Source organism: Micromonospora sp. NPDC004336, assembly GCF_053602615.1.
The window spans coordinates 1-23857 of the sequence record NZ_JBSGDY010000025.1 but is presented as its reverse complement, the minus strand read 5'-3'; the positions used below and the strand labels follow the sequence as shown (position 1 = coordinate 23857).

Below are 23857 nucleotides of genomic sequence, written 5' to 3'. Positions count from 1 at the left end.
GGTGTGCCTTGCGGGAACGGTGGTCACCGGGCGTAGCGTCGGCGACCCTGCGTTCGTTGCTCACCACGGAGGGTGGCGAGCTTTGGGCGGATTTTCCCGCTTCGGCCCTCCCTCCGGGCTTCGCCATCTCGATGCCGGGCAATTCCAAAGCGTACGGGCACCCACTCTTTGCGACAAGCCGCGAAGAGTCTGCCCGATCCGGCCCAGGCGTCCGATCGTACACCCGTTCGAATGTGCATGTCACCGCCCTCGACCCGGCCGGCCCGGGGCACTCCGGCCGACCGGTACCGTCTAGTCGTGACCGATCTGGTACGGGCCGCGGCCCCGGTGGTGATGGGCGTCCTCAACGTCACGCCCGACTCCTTCTCCGACGGCGGACGGTACGCCGACCTCGACGCCGCCGTCGGACACGGCGTGCGCCTGCTGGCCGACGGCGCGCACCTGGTGGACGTCGGGGGCGAGTCCACCCGGCCGGGCTCCGACCGGGTGGACGCGGAGACCGAGACGGCCCGGGTGCTGCCGGTCGTGCGGGAGCTGACCGCCGCCGGGGTGCCGGTCAGCATCGACACCACCCGCGCGCGGGTCGCCGAGGCGGCCCTCGCCGCCGGCGCGGGCGTGGTCAACGACGTCTCCGGTGGCCTCGCCGACCCCGACATGGCCCGGGTGGTCCGGGACGCCGGCTGCCCCTGGGTGCTCATGCACTGGCGGGGCCACGCCCGCGAGATGGGCGAGCTGGCCCGCTACGGCGACGTGGTCGCCGACGTCCGCGCCGAGCTGGGCCGGCGCGTCGACGAGGCGCTGCGGGCGGGCGTCGCCGCCGACCGGATCGTGATCGACCCGGGGCTCGGCTTCGCCAAGACGGCCGCGCACAACTGGGAGCTGAGCGCCCGCCTGCCCGAGCTGCTGGACCTCGGCTTCCCGCTGCTCTTCGCGTCCAGCCGCAAGGCCTACCTGGGCCGGCTGCTGGCCGGCCCCGACGGCGACCCCCGGCCGACGGACGACCGGGACGTGGCCACCGTCGCCACCAGCCTGCTCGCGGTCGCGGCCGGCGCCTGGGGCGTCCGGGTGCACGACGTCCGCGCCACCGCCGACGCCCTCGCCGTCTGGCGGGCCACCGGCGCGCCCCGCCTGGCGTACGCGAGCACCGGCGCGGCCCCGGCGGACCGCGCCGCCGACCACGGAGGAGACCGATGACCGACCGCATCGAGCTGACCGGCCTGCGGGCGCACGGCCGGCACGGGGTGTACGACTTCGAACGCGAGCAGGGGCAGGACTTCGTCGTCGACGCCGTGCTGGAGATGGACCTCGCCCCGGCGGCGCGCACCGACGAGGTGGGCGACACCGTCCACTACGGCGAACTGGCGGAGCGGCTGGTGGCGGTGGTGACCGGCGAGCCGGTCAACCTGATCGAGACGCTCGCCGACCGGCTGCTGGCAGTCTGCCTGGCCGACCCCCGGGTCGAGGCGGCCACGGTCACCGTGCACAAGCCGGAGGCACCCGTCCCGCACGCCTTCACCGACGTGGCCGTCACCATGACCCGGCGGCGGGACCGGTGACCCGCGCCGTCCTCTCCCTCGGCAGCAACCTCGGCGACCGGCTGGCGCACCTGCGCTCGGCCGTGTCGGGGTTCGGCGCCGACGTGCTCCTGGTCTCCGGCGTCTACGAGACTCCACCGTGGGGGGACGCGGACCAGCCCGCGTACCTGAACGCGGTGCTGCTCGCCGAGGATCCGGCCGCGACGCCGCGCGACTGGCTGGAGCGGGCCCGGGCGGCGGAGCGGGCCGCCGGGCGGACCCGCGACCCGCGGCGGCGCTTCGGGCCGCGCACCCTGGACGTCGACGTCATCGCCGTCTGGGCCGACGACGAGCCGGTGCTCAGCGACGACCCGGAGCTGACGCTGCCGCACCCCCGCGCGCACCTGCGGGCCTTCGTGCTGCGGCCGTGGATCGACATCCAGCCGTACGGCCGGCTGCCCGGGCACGGCTGGCTGACCGACCTGCTCAACACCGGACCCGCCGCCGCCGACGCCCTGGATCTGCGCCCCCGGCCGGATCTGGCGATAGAGTCGACGGCATGACCCAGTGGAGCCGGCCGGCATGACGCAGGCGCGATCCCCACGCCCGGGCGGAACGGGTCCCGACCGGTCCCGGATGGGGCCCACCCGGATCTCCACCCTGGTGGTGGCCGGCCTCGCCGCCGCCGCGGTGGCCTGGCTGCTGATCAGCACCCTCTACTACGACTACCTGCCCGACCTGCCGTGGCTGCCCGTGGTCACGCTGGCGGCGCTCGCCGTGCTGGAGGCGTACGCCGCGGTCAACACCCGAGGGCGGATCGAGCGCCGGCCGGGCCGCGACCCGGTCAACCCGCTGCTGGTCGCCCGCTTCGTGGTGCTGGCCAAGGCATCCGCCCTGGCCGGTGCGATCTTCGCCGGCTTCTACGGCGGGCTGACCGGGTGGCTCCTCGTCGAGCGGACGGAGGCCGCGGCGGACGACCGGCCGATCGCCGGCGCCGGTCTGCTCGCCGGGCTGGCCCTGGTGGCGGCGGCGCTCTGGCTGGAGCGTTCCTGCCGGGTGCCCGAGCAGGAGGACGACGAGGACCGCGAGCCCGGCGACCGGGACAACCGCCCCGGCTCACGCTGACGCCGGGGGGTTACGCCCGGCCCTCCGCGCGGGTACGGTGCCTGCGACCGGAGAGCAACGGCCGCCCCGGCCCGCCCGCGCGTCGGACCTGGACGAGCGGCCACGTGGGAGGCGGCCGCGATGGGGTACGACGAACCGGGGCGCGACCCGTCCGCCGAGCCCTCGTCCGGCATCCCCGCCGCCGTCCTGGAGAACGTCTTCGACGACCCGGCGCACGGGGAACCCGGCCGGGACCGGTTCGGCGTGCACGTCGTCTGGGAGTTGCTGCTCCTCGCCGCCCTCGCCGCCGGGACGTTCCTGCTCTGGCGGGAGCAACCGGACGCGCTGCGCGGAGACGGGCTGCGCTCGCTGCTGCTCGACGCGGTCGTGCTCGGGCTGCTGGCGCTGGCCGCCGGGCTGAGCCTGCGCACCGCCGCGGTCAACCTGGCGGTCGGCCCGGTGGCGGTCGCCGCCGCGCTGCACGTGGCCGAGCAGGGCGACCGGGGGGTCACGGCGGCGGCCGGGCCGGCCGTCGCGGTCGCCGCGCTGGGCGGGCTCGCCCTGGCGCTGGTCGTGGTGGTGCTGCACGTCCCCGGCTGGGCCGCCACCCTCGCCGGCGCGGCGGGGGTGATCGTGTACGTCGAACAGCGCTCCGCGCCCGTCCTGCCGCAGGGCGACTACGACCCCGGGCGCGGCGCGCTGCACCTCTTCGCCGGGTTCGCGGCCGTCGCCGTGCTCGGCGGGATGTTCGCGGCGGTGCGGGCGGTACGCCGGCTGGTCGGCCGGTTCCGTCCGGTCGCCGACCCGGCCCGCCGCCGCGGGGTGGTCGCGGCGGTGGTGGCCTGCGGCGCGCTCGTCGGCTCCACGGTGCTGGCCGCGCTCGCCGGCATGCTCGCCGCCTCCCGCGGTATCGGGCCGGTCGCCCCCGAGACCGGGCTGGACTGGACGGTGCTGGCGGTCGGCGTGGCGCTGCTCGCCGGCACCAGCGCGTACGGCCGGCGGGGCGGCGTGTTCGGCACCCTGCTGGCGGTCTGCCTGGTCGCGGTCCTCGTCGAGTACGCGCAGGCCCGGGGCTGGACGGTGAGCCGGTGGGCGGTCGGCGCGGCGGCGCTCGGCGTGGGGCTGCTGGCGACTCGCCTGGTCGAGGCGTACGGGCGGCCGGCGGCCGGTGCGGCGACGGAGCCGGTCCCGGTCGGCGACGGCCGGATCGGCACGAGCTGGACGGCGCCCCGGCCCGACCCGGTCGGCGACTGGCCGCCCGCCCTGCCGGCGCAGTCCATGGAGAACCCGGTGGATCCCTGGAGCGTGCCGAGGTGGGACACCGAGCCCCGCCGGTGGGACAGCGACGACCGGTGACCCGGCACGGCCGGTGACTCGACGCGACCGGTGCCGAGGTGGCGACCGGTGCCGAGGTGGCGACCGGTGCCGAGGTGGCGGCGGGGTGCCGCGTCCACCCGGCCGGGAGTGATCTCGGCGGTTAGGCTCGGCGGCATGACCGACACACCATCGACCTCCGCGGGCCCCTCGTTCGAGGAGCTCGACGCGCTGTCCACTGAGGAGCTGCGGGAGCGGGCCTTCGCGGTCGCCCGGGAGCACCGCGACGTGGGCTTCTTCTGGTCGGTGCTGCGGCACCTGCCGAACGCGGACGAGGCCGCCGCCCTCGACGGCGCGCCCAACTCGGTGGGGCCGACGATCGACGAGGCCGCCGCACTGTGGCGGGAGCTGACCGGGCACGGCTACGAGGAGTCCGCGCCGCTGCTGCGGGCCGCCTTCATCGACTACCTGATGAAGCATCCGCGACGGTGACGGCGGCCGGCGGCCCCGGGCAGGTTTGCCCCCCTCGGTCCGCCGGGAACTGAGCGGATCATGGCGCTCTCCAACCCGCCGCGTGCCGGCGGCCGCTACGGGACGGCGGCAGGCACGGGGGCGCTCGCCGCGCTCCTGCTGGTCGCCGTCTGCGGCAGTCCGGCGTACGTCGACTGGGCCGCGGGCACCGACCCCAACTCCGCCGGCGGCTGGTTCCTGCAACTGCTCGCCTGGCCGGCCTGGCGCCTCGACGGCGACGGGGCGGCCGGCGGGCTGGTCGTGGCGAACCTGCGGGCCGTACTGCTGGTGATCCTGGCGGCGGTCTTCCTCTACGTGCTGCCGGCCTCGCAGGTGGCCCGGGTGCAGGGCTCGGGGACGCAGTTCTTCTCCGGCTGGGCCGCGTACGTCCTGGCCAGCGGCTTCGCCTCGCTGCTCGCCGCCTTCCTCGGCCCCGACGCGTCGCTGCTCGTGGCGCTCCAGGCGGCCGGCGCCGGCGCGACGTACGGCTTCCTCTCCGGCTGGATCATCGGCACGGCCAGCCTCGGCGGTCGCGCTTGACCGCCGAGGCCCGGGGCATCGCGACGACACCCTCCGTCCAGGCCGCCTCGTTCCGCCCCCGCGTCAGCTACCGCCCGGTCGGCCGAGTTCGAGCAGCCGCGTCCGGCTGAGCACGCCCACCGGCCGCCCCTCGTCGGTCACCACCACCCGGTCCGCCGCCGACGTCAGCAGCGCCCCCAGCGCGTCGTACGCGGAACCGCCCAGCGGCACCGTCGGCAGGTCGACCACCCCGGTCTCGGGCAGCGGCTCGACGGCCGCGCCGGTGAGCGGGGTGACCGCCAGCCGGCGGATGCCCCGGTCGGCGCCGACGAACTCGCGGACGAAGGGCGTGGCCGGCGCGCCGAGCACGGCGGCGGGCGTGTCGTACTGCTCCAGGCGACCGCCCTGGGAGAGCACGGCGATCCGGTCGCCCAGCCGGACGGCCTCGTCGAGGTCGTGGGTGACCAGCACGATCGTCTTGCGCACCTCGGCCTGGAGCCGGAGGAACTCCTCCTGCAGCCGGGTCCGGGCGATCGGGTCGACGGCCGAGAACGGCTCGTCCATCAACAGCACCACCGGGTCGGCGGCCAGCGCCCGGGCCACCCCGACCCGCTGCCGCTGCCCACCGGAGAGCTCGTGCGGGTAGCGGCGGCCGAACGTGGCCGGGTCGAGCCCCACCAGCTCCAGCAGTTCGTCGACGCGGCGGCGGCTGCGCTCGCGGGGCCAGCCGAGCAGCCGGGGCACGGTGGCGACGTTGGCGCTGACCGTCTGGTGCGGGAAGAGCCCCACGTTCTGGATCACATAGCCGATCCGGCGGCGCAGCCGGACCGCGTCCACCCGGGTGACGTCCTCGCCGTCGAGCAGGATCCGCCCGCCGGTCGGCTCGATGAGCCGGTTGACCATCCGGAGCACCGTGGACTTGCCGCAGCCCGACGGCCCGATGAGCACCACCAGCTCGCCGGCGGCGATGTCCAGGCTCAGCTCGCGTACGGCCTCGGTGCCGTCGGGATAGCGCTTGTGGATGCCCTCCAGCGCGATCGACGCCGCACGGGGCCCGTCGTGACCCGTGGTTGCCGGGGTAACGTCCACACATGTCCTTCCGCCTGAGCTACCGGGCCGACCCGGATAACCCGTGGTTCTCCTGGCAGTACGTGCGGGACAACTCTGACACGATCCTCGCCGCCGTGCGGGAGCACACCTCGCTGACCGTGCGCGCGGTGCTGATCGCCGCCCTGATCGCCCTGCCGCTGGCCGTGGCCGCGTACTGGTTCCGGCCGCTGGCCGGGCCGGTGCTGGCCCTCACCGGGGTGCTCTACACGGTCCCGTCGCTGGCGCTGTTCGCGTTCGTCGCGCCCTACCTGGGCATCGGCGCGGTGACGGTGCTCACCGTGGTGGTCCTCTACGCGCTGCTGGTGATCGTCCGCAACGCCGTCGCCGGGCTCAACCAGGTGCCCCCCGAGGTCCGCGAGGCCGCGGAGGGGATGGGCTACGGCCGCTGGGGCCGGCTGTTCCGGGTCGAGCTGCCGCTGGCGCTGCCGGGCATCCTCACCGGGCTGCGGCTGGCCACGGTGTCCACTGTGGCCCTGGTCACCGTGGGCGTGGTGATCGGGCGGGGCGGCCTCGGGCAGCTGATCTTCGCCGGCTTCCAGAACAACTTCTACAAGGCGCAGATCATGACGGGGACGGTGCTCTGCGTCCTGCTCGCCCTGGTGCTCGACCTGGTCCTGGCGGGCGTGGGCCGGCTGCTCACCCCCTGGCTGCGGAGCAGGACGGCATGAGCGCGACGGTGGTGCGGCGCAGCCGCGTGGTGGCGGGCGGGGGGCGGGCCCGGTGAACCCGGTCGAGGCGGCGCTGGTCTGGCTCAACGACCCGTTGAACTGGACCAACCCGGGCGGGATCCTGGACCGGCTCGGCGAGCACCTGTCGATGTCGGCGCTGGCGGTGGCGCTGGGCTGCCTGATCGCCTGGCCGGTCGGGCTCTGGCTCGGGCATGCGGGGCGCGGCGGCGGCCTGGTGGTGCTGGTGTCGAACGTCACGCTCGCCGTGCCGACGCTGGCCCTGCTCACCATCCTGCCGCTGACCTTCCTGGGGTTCGGCCGGCCGTCGGTGGTGGTCGCGCTGGCCGTGTTCGCGGTGCCGCCGCTGCTGGCCAACGCGTACACGGGGGTGCGGCAGGTCGACCCCGAGGCGCGCGACGCCGCCCGGGGGATGGGCTTCTCCGGCTGGCAGCTGCTGCGCCGGGTCGAGCTGCCGCTGGCGGTGCCGTACCTGGCCGCCGGGCTGCGTACGGCCGCGGTGCAGGTGGTGGCGACCGCCGCGCTGGCTTCCTTCGTCAACGGCGGCGGCCTCGGCCAGATCATCCGCGCCGGCTTCGGGCTGGACATCGCCGCCGGCGGCGGCCAGATCCTCGCGGGCGGCGTGCTCGTGGCCGGGCTGGCCGTCCTGGTGGAGCTCGTGCTGGCGCTGGTCGAGCGGCTGGTCACCCCGCGCCCGTTGCGGGCCGACCGCCGTCGGGCCCGGCGTCGGGCGGCGGACGCCCTGGCCGGCGGCTGACCCCCGGTGACGATCCGGTGACAAACGTCCCCTCGGGTTGTCGGACCCGCGTGGAGGATGTTGGGTGGGAGATCGCGGGCGACCGGACATCGGGGCCGCCCGTCGGACACAGCGGGCGACCGGTAGAGCGGATCGCCCGTCGGACACGCGGCCGGCCCGCAGGGGTCGCGCCGGGACACGGAAGGCGGGCACTGATGCGCGCACGTACACGCCTGGCGATCGGTGCGGTGGGAGCCCTCACCGCGGCGGGGATGCTGACCGGCTGCGGTGACGCCGGCTCCTCCGGCACGGACGCCCCGGAGCCGGCGGCCAAGGGGGCCGGCTGCGCCCCGGTCGCCGGTGACCAGCTCGTCGTCCTCGACGACGACAAGAAGCTGCAGAACACCGACAACGTCATCCCGGCGGTCAACGCCAAGGCCGCCAACCCGCAGCTGATCGCGGCGCTCGACAAGGTGTCGGCGGCGCTCGACACGCCGAAGCTGATCCAGCTCAACAAGGCCGTCGACGTGGACCGCAAGACGGCGCGGAAGGCGGCCGAGGAGTTCGCCGCGGCCAACAACGTCACCGCCGGCATCGCCAAGGGGCCCGGCGGGCAGGTCGTGATCGGCGCGGCCAACTTCACGGAGAACGAGATCCTCGCCGAGCTCTACAAGATCGCGCTGACCGCCGCCGGCTACGAGGTCAAGGTGCAGCAGATCGGCAACCGCGAGCTCTACGAGCCGGCCCTGGAGAAGGGCGAGATCCAGGTGGTCCCGGAGTACGCGGCGACCCTGGCCGAGTTCCTCAACACCAAGGTCAACGGCAAGGACGCCGCGCCGGTGTCCTCGCCGGACCTGGACAAGACCGTCGCCGCGCTCAAGACGGCCGGCGACAAGGCGGGCATCGTCTTCGGCGCGCCGGCCGCGGCGCAGGACCAGAACGCCTTCGCCGTGACCAAGGCGTTCGCCGACAAGTACGGCGTCCGCACGCTCTCCGAGCTGGCCGCGAAGTGCTCGGGTCAGGCCACCGTGCTGGCCGGGCCGCCGGAGTGCCCGCAGCGGCCGAAGTGCGAGGCCGGGCTGGTCCAGGTCTACAACTTCAAGTCCGGCTCGTTCAGCTCGCTCGACCAGGGCGGCCCGCAGACCAAGAACGCCCTGAAGACCGGCGCCGCGAGCGTGGGCCTGGTCTTCTCCTCGGACGGCGCCCTGGCCACCGGCTGACCCTCCGGACGGCGCGCCGGCTGATCTCCGGGCGGCGCGCCGGCTGACCCGGACGGCGTGCCGGCTCATCCTGGGGCGGCAGGCGCCGGGCCACCGGCCGATCATCGGACGACGCGCGTCGGGCCACCGGCTGACCCGAGCCGGCCGTCCGGCGCGCGGTCCTGCTCCGGCCCGCCGGGGAACTCTCCAGCCGTTCCCAGGCGGGGGAACTCTCGGTAGGCTGCGGACCCATGCCAGCCCCGGTCGCCTCCGCCGACAAGCGCAGTCCGTCGCTGCTCACCGTGCTCTTCTGGATCGGTGTCGCGCTGGCGCCGGTGGCGGCGCTGATGCTGCTCGTCGCCGACAGCAACGGTCCGCTGCGCTTCGCCGCCGTGCTCGCCATCCTGGCCGTGGTCCTGATCGGCCTGTCGATCGCGTTGCGCGCCGACGGCGCGGCACCGGCCCGGACCGAGGAACTGCTCGAGGAGATCGAGCAGCTCCGCCGCGAGCTGCGGGGGGAGATCGTGGCGGCCGCCCAGCGCGGCAACCAGGCGCTCGACCAGGCCCAACGGGCCCAGGAGGCGGTCGCGGCGCTGCGCCGGCGCCTGGACGCCACCAGCGCCGCGCTGGCCGGGGCGGACGACCAGGCCGGTGCCGGTCCGGCCCGGGCCGCCGCCGACGACGGGTTCTCCGGTCGGGGGCGGGTGCCGGGTCAGGACGAGGCGGCGCCCCGGCGGGGACGCGCCGACCGGGACGACGACGAGCCCACCCGCCGGCCCCGGCCGGTGCCGCGCGCCGATCGGTCGGCACCGGTTCAGGCCGGCGCGTACGGCGGGGACCGGCCCGCCGCCGGGGCGCCCAGCGTCGACCGTCCCGCCGGCGGCTCGGCCGGCGTGTACGGGGCGGCCCGCCCGGCGGAGCCCGAGGGCCAGTCCGCCGCCCGCCCGCTGGGCGTGGTGCGGCACACCGAGACGGTGCACGTCACCACCCGGCACACCATCGTGGACGGTGCCGCGTCCGTGCCCGGCGACCCCGGCGCGCGCTACGGGGCCGGGTACGCGGGACGTTGGTCACCGGCGCCGGAGGAGCGGTCGTGGCCCGGCGGGTCGGACGAGCGTCCCCGCGCGGGCCACGGCGAGACGGACGACCGGCCCTGGGCCGGCCACGGCGCCCACGACGACCGGTCCCACCGCGACGACGACCGGTCCCGGCGGGGCGACGACCCCGGGCGGTGGGCGGCGCCCGGCGCACCCCGGGACGACCGCGACTGGTCACGCGGCGAGCGCGAGTGGTCCGGTCAGGGGAGCGAGGGCGGCTGGTCGGAGCGGCGCGACGACGGCGGCCAGGAGCCGGGGCACGGGCAGCAGTGGGACGCCCGGGGCTGGGCGGGCGCCGGCGGGTCGGCGGGCTGGGCCCGGCCGGCCGAGCAGCCCGGGCCGGGCCGACCGCACCAGCCCGACGAGGCGGGGCCGGAGGACGGCGAGTACTGGTCGGAGCTGCGTGCCGGCGACCGGTGGGCGGCCGTGCGGGACGACGACCGGGGCCGGGAACTGCGGGTCGGGGAGCGGCGCGCCGAGGTGCACGCGGACGCCACCGGCACCGAGTACCGCGTCGCGGACCGGTGGGCGACGGTCCGCCGGGACGAGCCGCGCCGGGACCGGGCGAACGACGGGTGGCGGGGCGGCTGGGCGGAGCCCGAGGAGGCGCCGGCCCTGCCGGCCGGCGGGGTGCCGGTGCCCGAGGAGTGGCGCCCGCCGCGCCAGCGTGGCCAGCAGCCCGAGGCGCACCGCGCCCACCAGCCGGAGCCCGAGCCGCAGCGGTACGGCCGCCGTCAGGAGGAGCGCTACGGCTACCCGCCGCAGGACGACACGCCCCGCGCGGGCGGCGCCCGCTCCGCCGACCGCTGGCGCTGACCGCCCCGACCCGACGACCGTCCGATCCGCGACCAGGACCGCCGACGCACAGGGCGACCGGCCGGCGACCGGGGCCGGCGACGAGAGCGACCAGGGCCGGTAACCAGGGCGACCGGGATCGGCGACGAGAGCGGTCAGGGCCCGCGATCAGGCCGACCGGGGCCCGCGATCAGGACGGCGCCCCGAGGGGCCCGGTCACTTGTCGATGTCGCCGACCACGAAGAACATCGAGCCCAGGATGGCGATCAGATCCGACACCAGGCAGCCGGGGAGCAGGGTGGCCAGCGCCTGCACGTTCGCGTACGACGCGGTGCGCAGCTTGAGCCGCCAGGGGGTCTTCTCGCCCCGCGAGACCAGGTAGTAGCCGTTGATGCCGAGCGGGTTCTCCGTCCAGGCGTAGGTGTGCCCCTCCGGCGCCTTGAGCACCTTGGGCAGCCGGGTGTTGATCGGCCCGGTGAGCCGGTCCACCCGGTCCAGGCACTGCTCGGCGAGGTCGAGCGAGGCGTACACCTGGTGGAGCAGCACCTCGAAGCGGGCGTGGCAGTCCCCGGCGGAGCGGGTCACCACCGGCACGTCCAGCTGGTCGTAGGCGAGGTAGGGCTCGTCGCGGCGCAGGTCCAGGTCGAGGCCGGAGGCGCGGGCGACCGGGCCGGACGCGCCGAACGCGGCGGCGTCCGCCGCGGAGAGCACCCCGACGCCGACCGTGCGGGCCAGGAAGATCTCGTTGCGTCGGATCAGGTTGTCCAGGTCCGGCATCCGCCGGCGTACCTCGGCGACGGCGGCCCGGGCCCGGCCCGTCCAGCCGGCCGGCACCTCCTCCTTGAGCCCGCCGACCCGGTTGAACATGTAGTGGATCCGGCCGCCGGAGACCTCCTCCATGACCGCCTGGATGGCCTCCCGCTCGCGGAAGGCGTAGAACATCGGCGTGATCGCGCCGATCTCCAGCGGATAGGAGCCGAGGAACATCAGGTGGTTGAGCACCCGGTTCAGCTCCGCGAGGGCCATCCGCAGCCACGTCGCGCGCTCCGGCACCTCCATGCCCATCAGCCGCTCCACGGCGAGCACCACGCCCAGCTCGTTGGAGAACGCCGAGAGCCAGTCGTGCCGGTTCGCCAGCACGATGATCTGCCGGTAGTCGCGGACCTCGAAGAGCTTCTCCGCGCCCCGGTGCATGTAGCCGACGATCGGCTCGCAGGCCACCACCCGCTCGCCGTCGAGCACCAGCTTCAGCCGGAGCACGCCGTGCGTCGAGGGGTGCTGCGGCCCGATGTTGAGCACCATGTCGGCGCCGAGCCGCTCCCCGCCGGTGCCCGCCACCAGGCCGGCCCCGGTGCCGACGGTCAGCTCGCGGAGGTCGCCGGCGTCCGTGGTCATGCCCGTCATCGTGCCATGAACCGCTCAACGCCGACGCCGACCGGTTGCCGCAGCCACCAGTGCCCGCCGAGCCCGGCCGGGTCGGTCAGCTCCGCCACCGCCGACGCGGCGGCGAGCGCCCGCACGTATCCGGCGGGGTCCTCGGCGGCCAGGCTCAGCGGCGGTCGCCCGCCGTCGGCCCCGAGCGCCCGCAGCGCCTCCCGCTGCGACACCAGGGAGTACGCGCACCCGGCGACCCGCTCACCGGCGGAGGCGACCGAGTCGACGGCGACGTGCGCGGTGACGTCGCGGCTCCCGTCCGGCACCGGCGGCACCTGCCGCCCGTCCCGGTATCCGGTCAGGCTCCCGTCGACCGGCCGGTCGTCCCGCAGGTGCCCGTAGTCCACGGCCAACGCCAGCCCCCGGTCGACGTGGCCCACGGCGTCCGCCCACGCCTCGTCGCGCGTCCGGCCGATCTCGGCTCTGACCGCCGGCAGGGGTTCCGGGCGGCCCGACCGGCTCCGGGCGGCCAGGCTCGGTCCCTCCGCCGACCGGGCCGCCCCGAACCCGGTCGGGCCGGCCCCGTCGACTCCGGCCGCCGGCGCCGGCCACCACCGGGCCAGCCAGTCCGCGTCGGCGGGGTCGACCGGGTCGCCGACGGTCTCCGCGCCGGTGGCCGGGTCGACCAGCACGTAGCGCCAGCCCCCGGCGGTGTGCACCGCGACGTCGAGCGGCACGTTGTCCAGCCACTCGGTGGCCACCAGCAGCCCGGTGATCCCGGACGGGATCGCGTCCAGCCAGTCGATCCCGTCCGGCAGGTCGGCCGGTCGGGGGGCCTTCTCGACGGCGGTGAGGCGTACGCGGGAGGCGAGCGGCACCGGCGCGGCGGTCGCGCGACCGGCGGACGACGGGCCGGTCGGGGCCGAGGGCCGGGCGGCCGGGGGAGGCGCGGTCGCCGGGGAGCCGGCTCGCGGCGGGATCGGGCCGGACCGTCCTGGGCGGGCGGGCTCCCCGGTAGCCCCCAGCGCGGCGGCGAGCGCGCGCAGCAGCTCGCCCCGGCCCGCTCCCACGTCGACCACGCGGAGGTCGGCGGGGTGGCCGAGGGCGGCGTCCACCTGCTCGACGAGCCGCAGGATCGCAGCGGCGAAGGCGGGCGACGCGTGCGCGCTGGTGCGGAAGTGGCCGGCCGGGCCGGGCCCGGAGACGAAGAACCCGCCCGGCCCGTAGAGCGCCCGGTCGATGGCGACCCGCCAGGGCAGCGGGTCCGCCGGTCGGGCATCGTCGGCCACGCCCCGCTGCGTCACAGGCGGCACTGTAGCCGCGGCCGGCCGCCCGCGCCGCCGGGACCGCCCCGCCGCACCGGCCGGTGAACGTTTTCACAGACCCTTGTTGCGGCTCCGTGGCCCCGGCGCATACTTGCGATCGACCGGTACCCCCTTCCGAGGACTGGATCGTTGCCATGAGCGCACCGCTGCGCCCGCGCGCGGCCGCCCCGCGTGCGGCTGTCGTACCGTCGGGCGGCGCCACATCCGGCGCCCCGCTCTCCTTCCCCCGTACCCTGACCGTCGGTGTCGTCGGCGCCGGCCGGGTCGGCGCCGTGCTGGGCGCCGCGCTCGCCGCCGCCGGCCACCGGGTGGTCGCCGCCACGGGTGGCTCCGGCGCCTCGCGGGCCCGGATGGCGCTGCTGCTGCCCCGGGTGCCCCGCCGCTCCGCCGCCGCCGTCGCCCGCGCGGCCACGGACCTGCTGCTGGTGGCCGTGCCGGACGACGCGCTCGCCGGGGTGGTCGCCGGCCTGGCCGACGACGGCGCGCTGCGCCCCGGCCAGGTGGTCGCGCACGTCTCGGGCGCGCACGGGCTGGCCGTGCTCGCCCCCGTGGTCGCGGCGGGCGCCCGGCCGCTCGCCCTGCACCCCGCGATGACCTTCACCGGTACGCCGGACGACCTGGCGCGGCTGGCCGGCATCTCGTACGGGGTGACCGCCCCGGCGGAGCTGCGTCCCCTGGCCGCCCGGCTGGTCGCCGACCTCGGCGGCGTGCCGGAGTGGGTCGGCGAGGCGGACCGGCCGCTCTACCACGCGGCCCTGGCGCACGGCGCCAACCACCTGGTGACCCTGGTCAACGAGGCGGCCGACCGGCTGCGCGACGCCGGGGTGGCGCAGCCGGAGAAGGTGCTCGCCCCGCTGCTGCGCGCCGCCCTGGAGAACGCCCTGCGCCTCGGCGACGACGCGCTGACCGGCCCGGTGTCCCGGGGCGACGCCGGCACGGTGGAGCGCCACCTGGCGCGGCTGGCCGCGACGGCGCCCGAGTCGGTCGCGCCCTACCTGGCCCTGGCCCGCCGTACGGCCGACCGGGCCATCGCCGCCGGCCGGCTCCGCCCGGTGGACGCGGAGTCGCTGCTCGGCGTGCTGGCCGGGATCCGACGGGAGGTGGCCGCGTGAACGGGCCAATGGGCGGTGGAGGTGACCGCGTGGTGGAGGTGGTGCACACCCGCGAGGAGTTGGCCGCGGCGCGCGACGGGCTCAAGGGCACCGTCGGCGTCGTGATGACCATGGGCGCGCTGCACTCCGGGCACGAGACGCTGCTGCGGGCGGCCCGGGAGCGGGCCGACCACGTGCTCGTCACGATCTTCGTCAACCCGCTCCAGTTCGGGCCGAACGAGGACTTCGACCGCTACCCGCGCACCCTCGACGCCGACCTGGAGATCTGCCGGCGGGCCGGCGCCGACGTGGTCTTCGCCCCGTCGGTGGCGGACATGTACCCGGACGGCCAGCCCCGGGTCCGGGTCAACCCGGGCCCGCTGGGCGAGGACCTGGAGGGGCAGAGCCGTCCCGGGTTCTTCCACGGGGTGCTGACGGTGGTGCTGAAGCTGCTCCAGCTCACCCGTCCCGACCTGGCCTTCTTCGGCGAGAAGGACTACCAGCAGCTCACCCTGGTGCGGCGGATGGCCCGGGACCTCGACGTGCCGGTCGAGGTGGTCGGCGTGCCCACGGTGCGGGAGCCGGACGGGCTGGCCCTGTCCAGCCGCAACCGTTACCTCTCCCCGGCCGAGCGGGAGGCCGCGCTGAGCTTGTCGGCCGCGCTGCGGGCCGGCGCCGGGGCCGCCGACGCGGGCGCCGACGCGGGGGCGGTGCTCGCCGCCGCGCACGCCGCCTTCGGCGCCGGTACGCCGGGCGCGCGGCTCGACTACCTGGTGCTCACCGACCCCGACCTGGAGCCGGGGCCGGTGTCCGGTCCGGCGCGGCTGCTCGTCGCCGCCTGGGTGGGCGGCACCCGGCTGATCGACAACGCGGCGATCCGGCTCGCCCCCCGTCCCTGACCCGACCCCCACCACGTTCCCGCGAAAGGGCACCCCGATGCTGCGCACCATGCTCAAGTCGAAGATCCACCGGGCCACGGTGACCCAGGCCGACCTGCACTACGTCGGCTCGGTGACCGTCGACGAGGACCTGCTCGACGCCGCCGACCTGATCCCGGGCGAGCAGGTGGCGATCGTCGACATCACCAACGGGGCCCGGCTGGAGACGTACGTGATCCCGGGCGAGCGGGGCAGCGGCGTGATCGGCATCAACGGTGCCGCCGCCCACCTGGTGCACCCGGGCGACCTGGTCATCCTCATCTCGTACGGGCAGATGGACGACGCCGAGGCCCGGGCGTACCGGCCGCGGGTGGTGCACGTCGACGCCGACAACCGGGTCGTCGAGCTGAACGCCGACCCCACCACCGCCGCCCCCGGCACCGCCGGCACCCCCCTCCCCAACCCCTACGCCGCCGTCTAACCCACCCCCTCCCTCCCGCCCCGCCCTCCCCACCCCACTCGCCCGCGATCTTGCACTTTCGGCCCGCCTTTTGCGTCAATAGTCCCTTTTGTCGGGGCGGTAAGTGCAAGATCGCGGCGGAGGTGGGGTGGGAGGGGGCGTGCGCGGTCTGTTACTGAGTGGGGGCGGTGGGTAGGCTGTGGCCGTCGGAGACGCGGTGGGTGGGGGAGGCCGCGATGCGCCGTTCGATGACCACCCTGCTCGCGGCCGTCACCACTGCGGCTCTCCTGGTCGGCTGCGCCGGTTCCGCCGGGCTGGACGGTGACCTGGTCGACGACTGGGCCGCCCTGCCCGCGCCCGGCCCGTTCACCCCGGCCGCCGGCGTCTGCCAGGCCGCCGACTTCGCCGACGTGGTGACCCTCGCGGCGTACGCGCCGATGGACTGCGCGGCACCGCACCGGATCGAGACCGTGCACGTCGGCGCCTTCCCGGCCGACCGGGCCACCCCGCCGGCGACCGGCTCGGCGGAGCTGCGGGGCGCGTTCGCCGAGTGTGACGCGCGCGCCACCGGGCACGTCGGCGACGACTGGCGGGCCGGCCGGCTCCGGCTGGCGGTCGCGCTGCCCTCCGCGGCCGGCTGGGCGGCGGGCTCCCGGTGGTACCGCTGCGACCTGGCCGAGGTGAGCACCGTCGAGGCCGCCGCCACGGTCGTGATCCGCTCCGGCAGCCTGCGGGGCGCCCTGGCGGGGCCGTCGCCGCTGCGGCTGGGCTGCCAGCGGGCGCGGGCCAGTGGCGGTGCGGTGCGGGCGCTGCTCCCGGTCGACTGCGCCACCCGGCACGACGCCGAGTTCGTCGGGGTGTGGCGGGCGCCCGACCGTGCGTACCCGTCCCGGGCCGCCGACTGGGCGCCGCTCTACGCCGGCTGCCGTTCCGTGCTCGGCCGCTACGTCGGGGTGCCGGACGACGCGGACCTGCGCTTCCGCAGCGGGGTGGTGGTGCGCCCGCCCGGCGCCGGGCGGTGGCGCGTCGGCGACCGCGGGGTCCGCTGCTACCTCTGGCTCGACAACCGTACGGTGACCGGGTCCCTCAGGGGCGCCGGCCCGGCCGCGCTCCCGGTCCGCACCGAGTAGCCCTGCCGGTCGGGACGCGATGGCCCAAACCACTCGTCCCGCCCCGGCTGCCCCTCGCGAGGGCCCTTCGGGTTGACTGTGGGCATGGAGCTTCCGACCGTCGACCTGCCGGCGCTGCCCAGACTGCTGGCCGCCCCCGCGCCCGGCTGGGTGGAGACCACCGACGTGATCGTGGTGGGTTCCGGGGTGGCGGGGCTGACCGCCGCGCTGCACCTGCGCGAGACGGGCCTGCACGTCACCGTGGTCACGAAGGTCGACATCGACGAGGGCTCGACCCGCTGGGCGCAGGGTGGCATCGCCGCCGTGCTCGACCCGCACGACACCCCGGCCGCGCACGCCTCGGACACCGAGATCGCCGGCGTCGGGCTCTGCGACCCGGCGGCGGTACGGGTGCTGGTCGAGGAGGGCCCGACCCGGCTGCGCGAGCTGATGCGGATCGGGGCGGAGTTCGACCGCAACCCCGACGGCTCGCTGATGCTCACCCGCGAGGGCGGCCACCGGGCCGACCGGATCGTGCACGCCGGCGGCGACGCCACCGGGGCCGAGGTGCAGCGGGCCCTGCACGCCGCCGTCCGGCGCGACCCGTGGATCCGGCTGGTCGAGCACGCCCTGGTGCTGGACCTGCTGCGGGCGCCCGGCGACGGCCCGGGCGGGCTCGGCCCGGCCTGCGGCATCACCCTGCACGTGCTCGGCGAGGGCAGCGAGGACGGCGTGGGCGCCATCCTGGCCCGGGCGGTCGTCCTGGCCACCGGCGGGATGGGCCAGGTCTTCGCGGCCACCACCAACCCGGCCGTGTCGACCGGCGACGGGGTGGCCCTCGCGATGCGGGCGGGCGCGGCGGTGACCGACGTGGAGTTCGTCCAGTTCCACCCGACCGCGCTGATCACCCCGGCCGGCACCGGCGTCCCGGGCGCCGGGCACGCCCAGCAGCCGCTGGTCTCCGAGGCGCTGCGCGGCGAGGGCGCCCACCTGGTCGACGGCGACGGCAAGCGGTTCATGCTCGGGCAGCACGAGCTGGCGGAGCTGGCGCCCCGGGACGTGGTGGCCAAGGGCATCCACCGGGTGCTGCTGGCCACCGGCACGGACCACGTCTTCCTCGACGCCCGGCACCTGGGCGGCGAGTTCCTGGCCCGGCGCTTCCCGACCATCGTCGCGTCCTGCCTGGCCATCGGGGTCGACCCGGCGTCCGACCTGATCCCCGTCGCCCCGGCCGCCCACTACGCCTCCGGCGGCGTCCGCACCGACCTGCGCGGCCGCACCTCGATCCCCGGCCTGTACGCGTGCGGCGAGGTCGCCTGCACCGGCGTGCACGGCGCGAACCGGCTGGCCAGCAACTCGCTGCTGGAGGGGCTGGTCTTCTCCCGGCGGATCGCCGAGGACGTCGCGGCCGGGCTGCCCGAGCAGGCCCAGCCGGCGTCGACCGGCGCCTGGGTGGGCGGCGAGGGCTGGGTGGTGCCGGCCGAGGCGACGCCGACGCTGCAACGGGCGATGACCCGGGGCGCGGGCGTGCTCCGCTCGGCCGACACCCTCGCCGCGACCGCCGAGGCGCTGACCGGGCTCGGCGCGGGCCGGGGCCGGCCCCGGACGGCCGACTGGGAGGCCACGAACCTTCTCACCGTGGCGTCGGCGCTGGTCGCCGCCGCGTACGCCCGCCGGGAGACCCGGGGCTGCCACTGGCGGGAGGACTTCCCGACGGCCGACGAGCGCTGGCACGGCCACCTCGTCGGCGCGGTCGGGGCGCAGGGCCGGTTGACGTCTCAGTGGGAGGAAGTCCGATGACGGAGTCGACGGAGCGGGCGTTGCGGGACGCCGGCCTGGACCCGGCGCAGGTGCGACGGGTGATCGAGAACGCGCTCGCGGAGGACCTGGGCCCCGACTTCCTGGACGTCACGAGCGTCGCCACCATCCCGGCCGGGCAGACCGACACGGCCGACCTGGTGGCCCGCGCCGACGGGGTGGTCGCCGGGCTGGCCGTGGCGGCGGCCGTCTTCGAGCTGGTCGGCGAGGCGACCGGCGCCGGTCGTACGGTCGAGGTGTCGGTGGTGGCCCACGACGGCGCGCGGGTGGCGCGCGGCGACGTGCTGGCCACGGTGACCGGCCCGACCCGGCTGCTGCTGACCGCCGAGCGCACCGCGCTCAACCTGCTCTGCCGGATGTCCGGGGTGGCCACCCACACCCGGGCCTGGGCGGACGCCCTGGCCGGCACGAAGGCGATGGTGCTCGACACCCGCAAGACCACCCCGGGCCTGCGCGCCCTGGAGAAGTACGCGGTCCGCGCCGGCGGCGGCACGAACAAGCGGATGGGCCTGCACGACGTCGCGATGATCAAGGACAACCACAAGTTCGCGGCGGGCGGCATCACGGCGGCCTTCCGCCGGGTCCGGGAGACCTTCCCGGACGTGCCGGTGCAGGTCGAGGTCGACACCGTCGCCGAGGCGGTGGAGGCGGTCGAGGCCGGGGCGGACTTCCTGCTGCTGGACAACATGACCCCGGAGATGCTGACCGAGGTGGTCGCCTCGGTGGGGGACCGGGCGGAGCTGGAGGCGACCGGCGGGCTGACCCTCGACGTCGCGGCGCGGTACGCGGCGACCGGCGTCGACTTCCTGTCGGTGGGCGCGCTGACGCACTCCTCGCCGATCCTCGACATCGCCATGGACCTGCGCACCGAGTGAATTGGCGGCGCGTCGTTGTCTAGGCTGCGGGGCGTGCTGCTCTGCATCGACATCGGAAACACCAACACCGTGCTGGCGACCTTCGACGGCGACAAGCTGGTGCACTCCTGGCGGATCAAGACCGATGCGCGCTCGACGGCCGACGAGCTGGGCCTCAAGTTCCGTGGGCTGCTCGCCGGGGACGCGGTCGAGATCACCGGGGTCGCGGCGTGCTCCACCGTGCCGGCCGCGCTGCGCTCGCTGCGCACGATGCTGTCCCGCTACTACGCGGACCTGCCGAGCGTGATCGTCGAGCCGGGGGTGCGCACCGGCGTGCAGCTCGCCATCGACAACCCCAAGGAGGTGGGCGCCGACCGGGTGGTCAACACCCTCGCCGCGTACACCCTCTACGGCGGGCCGTCGATCGTGGTGGACTTCGGCACCACCACCAACTTCGACGTGATCAGCGGGCGGGGCGAGTTCCTCGGCGGCGCCTTCGCCCCGGGTATCGAGATCAGCTTCGACGCGCTCGCCGCCCGGGCCGCCCAGCTCCGCAAGGTGGAGGCGACCCGGCCCCGCTCGGTGATCGGCAAGAACACCGTGGAGTGCCTCCAGTCCGGCCTCTACTTCGGCTTCGCCGGCCAGGTGGACCGGATCGTCGAGCGGATGGTCGAGGAGATCGGCGAGGTGCGGGCCGTCATCGCCACCGGCGGCCTCGCCGGCCTGGTGCTCAACGAGTGCCGCACGATCACCCACCACGAGCCGATGATCACCCTCATCGGCCTGCGGATGGTCTACGAGCGCAACGTCTGAGCGTGGGGTCGCGGGGGCGACCCGGCTGGCTCCGGGCGGCCGGACCGGCTCCGGGCAGGTCAGGCTATGCCCTCTCCGCCGGCCGGGATGCCCCCGAACCCCCAGTGGTTCAGCGCCGGCGGGCGCGAAGGACGAACGTGCGGTAGGGGAGTTCGACAGACTCTCGACCGGCCAGGTCGGGGTGGCTCGCAAAGAGCCTGCCGAGTTCCCGGTCGATCCTGTCCCGCTCGTCGGCGGACGCGGTCAGCCAGTAGGAGCGGGTGTGCAGCATCGCGACCACCCCGTCGGGGGTGAGCGTCGTGGTGTGGGCGAACTCGCCCAGCTCCGTCGGCTCGAAGGCGGGGCCGAAGTCGCCGTACTTCTCCACCACGCTGCCGGCGTTGTCGCCGAGGTGGGCGATGCGGCTCAGCTCGGCGACCCACTCGACGCGTTCGTCCCGGGTGTTCCAGATCGGGGCGAACGTCCCGCCGGACCGCAGCAGCCGGGCGATCTCGGGGTGCGCCCGCTCCCGGTCGAACCAGTGGTACGCCTGCCCCGCGACCACCGCGTCGACGGTGCCGTCGGGCAGCGGCACCGCCTCGGCGCTGCCGGCCAGGGCGGTCGTGCCCGGGGTGGCGACCTCCAGTTGGGCGCGCATCGCGGCGTCCGGCTCCACGGGTACCACCTCGTGGCCGAGGGCGAGTACGCCCCGGGTGAGGATGCCGGTGCCGGCGCCCAGGTCCACGACGCGGGCGGGCACCGCCATTCCGGCGAGCGCCCACCGCACGGCGGCCTCCGGATAGCGGGGGCGGAACCGGTCGTACTCGCGCGCCACGGCCCCGAACGACAGGGCTTGAGTGGGATCGGTCATGGCCGGCAGGTTATCCGGTAACGGCCTCCTGGCCCCTTGAGTACGCTCGGGGCCTGACCCCGCCCGAAATCTCCTTCTGAGGAAGCGTGCCGTGACCGAGCAGACTCCCGTGCCAGTCGACCCCGCCGACGACCTTCCCGAGCAGATGAAGGTCCGCCGGGAGAAGCGGGACCGGATGCTCGCCGAGGGCGTCGAGGCTTACCCGGTCGGCTTCCCGCGGACCAGCACGCTGGCCGAGATCCGCGAGAAGTACGCCGAGCTGCCCACCGACACCGCCACCGGCGACCGGGTCTCGGTCACCGGCCGGGTGATCTTCGTACGGAACACCGGCAAGCTCTGCTTCGCCACGCTCCGGGACGGCGACGGCACCGAGCTGCAGGCCATGCTCTCCCTGGACCGCGTCGGCGCCGACCGACTGGACGACTGGAAGCGCCTGGTCGACCTCGGCGACCACGTGGGCGTGACCGGCGAGGTGATCACCAGCCGGCGCGGCGAGCTGTCGGTGCTGGCCGAGGAGTGGGCGGTCACCGCGAAGGCGCTGCGCCCGCTGCCGGTGGCGCACAAGCCGCTCAGCGAGGAGGCGCGGGTCCGCCAGCGGTACGTCGACCTGATCGTCCGGCCGCAGGCCCGCCAGATGGTACGCACCCGGGCGGCGGCCGTCCGCAGCCTGCGCGACTCGCTGCACGAGCGGGACTTCATCGAGGTGGAGACCCCGATGCTGCAGTTGCTGCACGGCGGCGCGGCGGCGCGGCCATTCGTGACCCACAGCAACGCGCTGAACACCGATCTGTATCTGCGAATCGCGCCGGAACTGTTTCTCAAGCGGGCCGTCGTCGGGGGCGTCGATCGGGTCTTCGAGATCAACCGCAACTTCCGTAATGAGGGCATCGACTCCTCGCACTCGCCCGAGTTCGCGATGCTGGAGGCATACCAGGCCTACGGCGACTACGACACGATGGCGGAGCTGACCCGCAATCTGGTGCAGCGGGCCGCGATCGCGGTCGGCGGCTCGACCGTGGTGACCCACGCCGACGGTCGCGAGTTCGATCTGGGTGGCGAGTGGCGCTCGGTGACCCTCTTCGGGGTGCTTTCCGAGGCGCTCGGCGAGGAAGTGACGGTGCACACCGAGCACGCCCGCCTCGTCGAGTACGCCGACAAGGTCGGATTGGCCGTCGACCCGAAGTGGGGCGCGGGCAAGCTCGCCGAGGAACTGTTCGAGGAACTGGTCGTTCCCGGCCTCCAGGCGCCCACCTTCGTACGCGACTACCCGGAGGAGACCAGCCCGCTCACCCGGGCGCACCGCAGCGAGCCGGGGCTGGCCGAGAAGTGGGACCTCTACGTGCTCGGATTCGAGCTGGGGACCGCGTACTCGGAGCTGGTCGACCCGGTGGTGCAGCGGGAGCGGCTGCTCGCCCAGGCGCAGCTCGCGGCCCGGGGCGACGACGAGGCCATGCGGCTGGACGAGGACTTTCTCCGGGCGATGGAGTACGGAATGCCGCCGGCCGGGGGTATGGGAATGGGAATCGACCGGCTCTTGATGGCGCTGACGGGCCTGGGAATTCGGGAAACCATCCTCTTCCCCCTGGTGCGTCCCGAGTAGTCGGGTACTCGCACCGGGTCGTTACCGCATCCTATTGACGCGACAAGCGTCGTACAGGTTATTGTGCTCTCAGTTTGCAGGAGCACCCTGCTCGAAAGGAATGTGGGACGTGGCCAAGCAGATCATTCATAAGCTGGTCGATGACCTGGACGGCGGGGACGCTGACGAGACCGTCAAGTTCGCGCTCGACGGCGTTCAGTACGAGATCGACCTGTCGAGCTCGAACGCCGAGAAATTGCGTGACGTATTCGCTCCGTACATCGCCCACGGCACCAAGGTGGGCCGGGGCGGCGTTGTCGTGGGCGGGCGGGCCGCGCGCGGCCGGGGCGGCGCGACCGCCGACCGCGAGCAGAACAAGGCGATCCGGGCCTGGGCCAAGAAGGCCGGCAAGGACATCTCCGACCGCGGGCGGATCCCGCAGGAGATCGTCGACGAATACCACTCCAAGGCCGGTCACTGACCCGACCGCCGACGGGCGACAGACGCCGGGCCGGAGCACGACTCCGGGCCGGCGTCGCCGTATCCGCCGGCGGTCGGCTCCGGGCCGGCGTGGCTGTGTCCGCCCGGTGGTCGGCTCCGGGCCGGGCGTGGCTGTGCTGGTTCCGGGCCGGCGCGGCCGTATCGGCCCGGTGGCGTGCCGGACCGGGAAGAATTTCGTCCCGGTGGCGGTTGTCCACAGCCGGTGGAGAGTCTGTCCACAGCCTGTGGATGGCTGCCCGGGCGGCCCGGATCGGGGCCGCTTCGACTCCAGCGCCGGCCCGCGGACGCGGTCCGGGCGGTGGCGGAATTTCGCTCTGCGCGTACAGGTGGGGGTCGCGGAACACCCCCTGAGCGCGGACGGTTGTGTAAAACGACGCGTACGCGGCCTCCGGCGGGGACACACGACCTCAGCGGAGTCGGTCTGCGGCGATAGAGTAATGAGGCACGGACGCCCGTCCCGGACGTCCGCGCACCGGCCCCGCCGAGATCTGACATCAAGGCGCACGGCACGTGAGGAGCACGAGGGCATGTTCGAGCGGTTCACCGACCGAGCGCGACGGGTTGTCGTCCTGGCCCAGGAAGAGGCCCGGATGCTCAACCACAACTACATCGGTACGGAGC

General features: G+C 75.4%; 24 protein-coding genes. 20 read left to right on the top strand and 4 right to left on the bottom strand.

Annotated features, from left to right (window positions below):
• The first annotated feature begins 297 nt into the window (after window positions 1-297).
• The 7 genes from folP to ACWENR_RS08470 all read left to right on the top strand — a co-directional run bounded on the left by folP (window position 298) and on the right by ACWENR_RS08470 (window position 4982).
• Complete coding sequence (folP, locus tag ACWENR_RS08500; protein WP_452276378.1) at window positions 298-1194, top strand: dihydropteroate synthase; 897 nt, start codon at window positions 298-300, stop codon at window positions 1192-1194.
• A complete protein-coding gene (folB, locus tag ACWENR_RS08495; RefSeq protein WP_452276377.1) occupies window positions 1191-1556 on the top strand; it encodes a dihydroneopterin aldolase in 366 nt (121 codons plus the stop codon). The genes folP and folB overlap by 4 nt, the downstream gene beginning before the upstream one ends.
• Entirely contained in the window at window positions 1553-2077 is a 525-nt protein-coding gene (folK, locus tag ACWENR_RS08490) for a 2-amino-4-hydroxy-6-hydroxymethyldihydropteridine diphosphokinase (protein ID WP_452276376.1), read from the top strand. Before folB ends, folK begins: the two co-directional genes overlap by 4 nt.
• Before the next feature lie 19 nt (window positions 2078-2096).
• Window positions 2097-2639, top strand: a complete 543-nt coding sequence (locus ACWENR_RS08485) for a DUF3180 domain-containing protein (RefSeq protein WP_452276375.1) — start codon at window positions 2097-2099, stop codon at window positions 2637-2639.
• Window positions 2640-2759: 120 nt separating this feature from the next.
• On the top strand, window positions 2760-3974 hold the full coding sequence (locus tag ACWENR_RS08480) for an ABC transporter permease (RefSeq protein ID WP_452276374.1): 1215 nt from the start codon (window positions 2760-2762) through the stop codon (window positions 3972-3974).
• Window positions 3975-4109: 135 nt separating this feature from the next.
• Window positions 4110-4424, top strand: coding sequence for a hypothetical protein (locus ACWENR_RS08475; protein ID WP_452276373.1), 315 nt, complete (start codon window positions 4110-4112; stop codon window positions 4422-4424).
• Between the two features lie 60 nt (window positions 4425-4484).
• Window positions 4485-4982, top strand: a complete 498-nt coding sequence (locus tag ACWENR_RS08470; RefSeq protein WP_452276372.1) for a hypothetical protein — start codon at window positions 4485-4487, stop codon at window positions 4980-4982.
• Window positions 4983-5045: 63 nt separating this feature from the next.
• Here ACWENR_RS08470 and ACWENR_RS08465 read toward each other — a convergent pair whose 3' ends face one another.
• Window positions 5046-6050: an ABC transporter ATP-binding protein gene (locus ACWENR_RS08465; protein ID WP_452276371.1), complete on the bottom strand. Its 1005-nt coding sequence runs from the start codon at window positions 6048-6050 to the stop codon at window positions 5046-5048.
• A 2-nt stretch (window positions 6051-6052) separates the two neighbouring features.
• Between ACWENR_RS08465 and ACWENR_RS08460 the strand changes: the two genes are divergently transcribed.
• The 4 genes from ACWENR_RS08460 (at window position 6053) to ACWENR_RS08445 (ending at window position 10605) form a co-directional block, all read left to right on the top strand.
• Window positions 6053-6739 (top strand): ABC transporter permease, encoded by a 687-nt coding sequence (locus ACWENR_RS08460; protein ID WP_452276370.1) that lies wholly within the window; start codon window positions 6053-6055, stop codon window positions 6737-6739.
• 52 nt (window positions 6740-6791) lie between these two features.
• Complete coding sequence (locus ACWENR_RS08455; protein WP_452276369.1) at window positions 6792-7514, top strand: ABC transporter permease; 723 nt, start codon at window positions 6792-6794, stop codon at window positions 7512-7514.
• Window positions 7515-7708: 194 nt separating this feature from the next.
• Window positions 7709-8713, top strand: coding sequence for a glycine betaine ABC transporter substrate-binding protein (locus ACWENR_RS08450; RefSeq protein WP_452276368.1), 1005 nt, complete (start codon window positions 7709-7711; stop codon window positions 8711-8713).
• Window positions 8714-8943: 230 nt separating this feature from the next.
• Window positions 8944-10605 carry a hypothetical protein gene (locus tag ACWENR_RS08445; RefSeq protein WP_452276367.1) on the top strand — a complete coding sequence of 554 codons (1662 nt, stop codon included), beginning with the start codon at window positions 8944-8946 and terminating at the stop codon, window positions 10603-10605.
• Window positions 10606-10800: 195 nt separating this feature from the next.
• On the opposite strand, the gene ACWENR_RS08440 is transcribed toward ACWENR_RS08445, so the two are convergent.
• Together ACWENR_RS08440 and ACWENR_RS08435 are read right to left on the bottom strand one after the other, a co-directional pair.
• Window positions 10801-11988, bottom strand: coding sequence for an NADH-quinone oxidoreductase subunit D (locus ACWENR_RS08440; protein ID WP_452276366.1), 1188 nt, complete (start codon window positions 11986-11988; stop codon window positions 10801-10803).
• A complete protein-coding gene (locus ACWENR_RS08435; RefSeq protein WP_452276396.1) occupies window positions 11985-13217 on the bottom strand; it encodes an SAM-dependent methyltransferase in 1233 nt (410 codons plus the stop codon). Before ACWENR_RS08435 ends, ACWENR_RS08440 begins: the two co-directional genes overlap by 4 nt.
• 200 nt (window positions 13218-13417) lie before the next feature.
• Here ACWENR_RS08435 and ACWENR_RS08430 point away from each other — a divergent pair, with 200 nt between their 5' ends.
• The 7 genes from ACWENR_RS08430 to ACWENR_RS08400 all read left to right on the top strand — a co-directional run bounded on the left by ACWENR_RS08430 (window position 13418) and on the right by ACWENR_RS08400 (window position 20306).
• Entirely contained in the window at window positions 13418-14395 is a 978-nt protein-coding gene (locus ACWENR_RS08430) for a Rossmann-like and DUF2520 domain-containing protein (RefSeq protein WP_452276365.1), read from the top strand.
• Between the two features lie 29 nt (window positions 14396-14424).
• A complete protein-coding gene (gene panC / locus ACWENR_RS08425; RefSeq protein ID WP_452276395.1) occupies window positions 14425-15273 on the top strand; it encodes a pantoate--beta-alanine ligase in 849 nt (282 codons plus the stop codon).
• A gap of 37 nt (window positions 15274-15310) precedes the next feature.
• Window positions 15311-15733, top strand: a complete 423-nt coding sequence (panD, locus tag ACWENR_RS08420) for an aspartate 1-decarboxylase (RefSeq protein ID WP_452276364.1) — start codon at window positions 15311-15313, stop codon at window positions 15731-15733.
• 215 nt (window positions 15734-15948) lie between these two features.
• Window positions 15949-16842: a septum formation family protein gene (locus ACWENR_RS08415; RefSeq protein ID WP_452276363.1), complete on the top strand. Its 894-nt coding sequence runs from the start codon at window positions 15949-15951 to the stop codon at window positions 16840-16842.
• Between the two features lie 84 nt (window positions 16843-16926).
• Window positions 16927-18621: an L-aspartate oxidase gene (locus ACWENR_RS08410; protein ID WP_452276362.1), complete on the top strand. Its 1695-nt coding sequence runs from the start codon at window positions 16927-16929 to the stop codon at window positions 18619-18621.
• Window positions 18618-19514, top strand: coding sequence for a carboxylating nicotinate-nucleotide diphosphorylase (nadC, locus tag ACWENR_RS08405; RefSeq protein ID WP_452276361.1), 897 nt, complete (start codon window positions 18618-18620; stop codon window positions 19512-19514). Before ACWENR_RS08410 ends, nadC begins: the two co-directional genes overlap by 4 nt.
• Before the next feature lie 33 nt (window positions 19515-19547).
• Entirely contained in the window at window positions 19548-20306 is a 759-nt protein-coding gene (locus ACWENR_RS08400) for a type III pantothenate kinase (protein WP_452276360.1), read from the top strand.
• A gap of 109 nt (window positions 20307-20415) precedes the next feature.
• Here the strand turns inward: ACWENR_RS08400 and ACWENR_RS08395 are convergent, their stop codons facing one another.
• Entirely contained in the window at window positions 20416-21156 is a 741-nt protein-coding gene (locus tag ACWENR_RS08395) for a class I SAM-dependent methyltransferase (protein ID WP_452276359.1), read from the bottom strand.
• A gap of 91 nt (window positions 21157-21247) precedes the next feature.
• On the opposite strand from ACWENR_RS08395, the gene lysS reads away from it, so the two are divergent.
• Window positions 21248-22756 carry a lysine--tRNA ligase gene (gene lysS / locus ACWENR_RS08390; protein ID WP_452276358.1) on the top strand — a complete coding sequence of 503 codons (1509 nt, stop codon included), beginning with the start codon at window positions 21248-21250 and terminating at the stop codon, window positions 22754-22756.
• Window positions 22757-22865: 109 nt separating this feature from the next.
• On the top strand, window positions 22866-23216 hold the full coding sequence (locus tag ACWENR_RS08385; protein WP_342672168.1) for a histone-like nucleoid-structuring protein Lsr2: 351 nt from the start codon (window positions 22866-22868) through the stop codon (window positions 23214-23216).
• The last annotated feature ends 641 nt before the right edge of the window (window positions 23217-23857 follow it).